This window comes from Holospora undulata HU1 (genome assembly GCF_000388175.3).
Classification (GTDB): Bacteria; Pseudomonadota; Alphaproteobacteria; order Holosporales; family Holosporaceae; genus Holospora; species Holospora undulata_A.
On sequence record NZ_ARPM03000127.1, the window covers coordinates 1 to 2902 of the forward strand.

A 2902-nucleotide genomic window follows, 5' to 3' on the forward strand; every position below is an offset into this window, starting at 1 on the left:
AGCACGATCAATTCCACCAGGTTTTGTATATTGGCAAGCAGGAAAAAAAGCAGATGGTACAGATAGTTATGCTACTGAAATGGTATCTAAAGGATGGGATAATTTAATGGTTGGCGTGATAGTAGTCAGTGACGAGAGCAAAGACATTAGCTCTCGTGATGGCATGAACTTGGCTAAAAACACTTCTCCTTTTTACAAAGCTTGGGTAGAAAAATCAAATGTAGATATAACTAAGATGAAATCTGCTATAAAAGCACATGATATAATAACAGTTGGTGAGATAGCTGAAAGTAATGCATTAGCAATGCATGTCACTGCTATTACCTCTTGGCCACCATTGCTTTATTGGAGCGAGCAAACCATCTCTATAATGAATAAAGTTTGGAAGTTAAGAAATGACAAACAAGCTGATATTTATTTTACAATAGATGCTGGTGCCAATGTATTTTTATTATTTGAAGCAAAAGATGAAGCAATAGTAAGAAAATATTTGCCTCAAGCTAAAATCGTTAACGTGTTATTTTAATTTAGCCTTTAATGCCGGACCAAAACGTAAGGCTCTGAATCACTAAGTGTGTAAATTTCTGAGATAGGGTATATTAACAATAATATAAATTATCAGGAATAAAACAGATGCGACAGAACCCTCATCTTTGCTCCCAAGGAACGTGATCTGATGTTTATCGGCGCTGGCATTTGGGATAGTGGCCTGGCAGCCTCCGAAGAAGAATCGCTATTTTATCAGGGCTATGGCCAAACAACGATAAACAAGGATGTTCTTTGCTACTATCGTTTTGAACGTATTATTCAGGACATCGGCGATTATTGTGAATATATCTTTCTGTTTGATGAAGGTGGTGACGATCGTATGCAATGCTTTGAACACTTACAGCCTGTTTTTCTGCCGAATGGCGCAATAGAGAGAGCGTATGACGCTTATAATACGAGGAAGATTTTATGAGATTATATTTATAGGTGGTGGCAGCGGTAAAACAGCTGTGATGCCTCATTTAAAGAGCTTTTGGGAGATGACATCGCTGTTTGTGATTTTGACGATATTAGCGTACCAGATGGTGCTGACAAAAAATGGCGCGGGGAATCCACCAAAAAGTGGCTACAGAAATTATTGAGCGAAGGCAAAGACGCATGTTTACTGGGTCAAATTGTTTTAGGCGAAATACTGAGCTGCCCTTCAGCTAAACAAATAGATAAAATCAACTTCTGTCTTTTAGACGTCAGTGATTTCGAGCGTATTGGGCGACTCAAAAAGCGCAACACCTATGGTGCTGATCAAAACATGCTGAACTGGGCTGCTTGGCTTCGTATGTATCATCAAGACCCTGAGTGGACTCCCCATGTTATCCAAGAAGATGCAGCCGATATAATGGATTTTACCAGGCTATCTGCTCTTAAAAGCTATGAAGAAGTTGCGAATGTAAAAATCCTTGATACAACAGATCTTGCTTTGCATGAAGTTGCAGGGGAATTGGCAGATTGGGTCAGATCATTTGATATTGCCCCATTTCATGTTGTTAAAGTCCAACCACAGGAAGTGAGTGTTATAGAAAATAAAATAACCTCATACAATAATAGCAAAGCACCATTCATCCAGGAACAGCCTTTTATTAATTTAAATTTTTGTATAAAGGATGATAGCGGATTAATTATCGCGGGCATTACTTCTTTGATGTATTGTTGGGGTATGTTGTTTGTGGATATTTTAGCCGTAGACGAAAAATATTATAAAAATCGTCTGGGTAGTAAACTGCTTAGTCCTGTAGAAAATGAAGCTAAGAAACTTGGGGCAACTCTGGCTCACCTCGATACCTTTGATTTCCAGGCGAAAGATTTCTATCTAAAACATGGCTATGAAGTATTCGGGATTTTAGACGACTGCCCCAAAAGCCATAAGCGCTATTATATGAAAAAGGTTTTGGGATGATAAGGCATAGCAGCAAGATGTTTAAGCTGATTTTCGCTATATTGATAACTCTGCTTTGTTTTCTGATAATTTGGCTGGGCACTTGGAAATCACCTGATGTTAATCATTCCGGAGGCGCTAATATCCACACATGCATACATAGTGATGACAGAAAATTGAATTTCAAGCTAGGTTCTGGTGGAGGTAATAATTTTGATGTTTATTTGCTAGAAAACTCTAAACCAAATTGTTTAAATCCTTACTTCCCTTCTATTCATATTCAAGCAGGCCAGTCCCATAATGCTTGGGTTCATATTGTTTATACAGATTCAAAAGCGCCAAAGTGGAGAGTATTTATTGACGCAGCAAACATAGATAGTCCGGGCTCAGCTTACCCATTTTATACATATGAGCAGGATTTCTATGATGCCCCCTTATGGACTTATTCCTTATTCAATAAGCCTATTCGTTTTTGGAAAGGTCATGCGTTTGCCGTAAAAGTGGACCATCAGAAAAAATCTATCCATTGTATTGGTGGGATCGAATGGGGGTTTGAATTGTCTGATTTCAGATTGCGCCCTAAGTCTATTCATCCTCAACTCTTAAACAAAGAGACTTGGGAAAAAGCATGGCAGATATTGCAAGAAAAACTACCTGGCTATAGTCAAACTTACGGGAGTGAGTCATGAAAGGACTTCCTCTCAAGCCATTTTATTTCCTTAGGCACGGTGAAACGGATTGGAACCTTGAGCATAGAGCCATGGGCAGCCAAGATATTCCTCTCAATGATCGAGGCGTTTCTCAAGGCTTAAATGCAGCAGAATTGCTAAAAAACGAACCTATAGCGACTATTGTGAGCTCTCCTTTACGCAGAGCTTGCAAGACGGCAGATATCATTACCCAGCACATAAAAGCTCCTATCATCGAAATCACTGAATTACAAGAGGCATGCTGGGGCGAAAAAGAAGGCCAGCTCAAAGG

Annotated in this window: 5 protein-coding genes; all 5 read left to right on the plus strand. The window is 39.2% G+C overall.

Annotation, left to right across the window (positions count from 1 at the left end; all coding sequences use genetic code 11):
* Nucleotides 1-526, plus strand: a 526-nt coding sequence (locus tag K737_RS10010; RefSeq protein WP_035574974.1) for a diphosphomevalonate/mevalonate 3,5-bisphosphate decarboxylase family protein, incomplete at its 5' end; no start/stop codon positions are given.
* A gap of 150 nt (nucleotides 527-676) precedes the next feature.
* Nucleotides 677-961 carry a hypothetical protein gene (locus K737_RS03075; protein ID WP_006301156.1) on the plus strand — a complete coding sequence of 95 codons (285 nt, stop codon included), beginning with the start codon at nucleotides 677-679 and terminating at the stop codon, nucleotides 959-961.
* A 552-nt stretch (nucleotides 962-1513) separates the two neighbouring features.
* A complete protein-coding gene (locus K737_RS11960; RefSeq protein WP_035574978.1) occupies nucleotides 1514-1942 on the plus strand; it encodes a GNAT family N-acetyltransferase in 429 nt (142 codons plus the stop codon).
* Between the two features lie 155 nt (nucleotides 1943-2097).
* Nucleotides 2098-2610, plus strand: coding sequence for a hypothetical protein (locus tag K737_RS03085; protein ID WP_152531063.1), 513 nt, complete (start codon nucleotides 2098-2100; stop codon nucleotides 2608-2610).
* Nucleotides 2607-2902: histidine phosphatase family protein (locus K737_RS07955; RefSeq protein WP_200863596.1), on the plus strand; the 296-nt coding region annotated here is incomplete at its 3' end. The genes K737_RS03085 and K737_RS07955, both read left to right, overlap by 4 nt.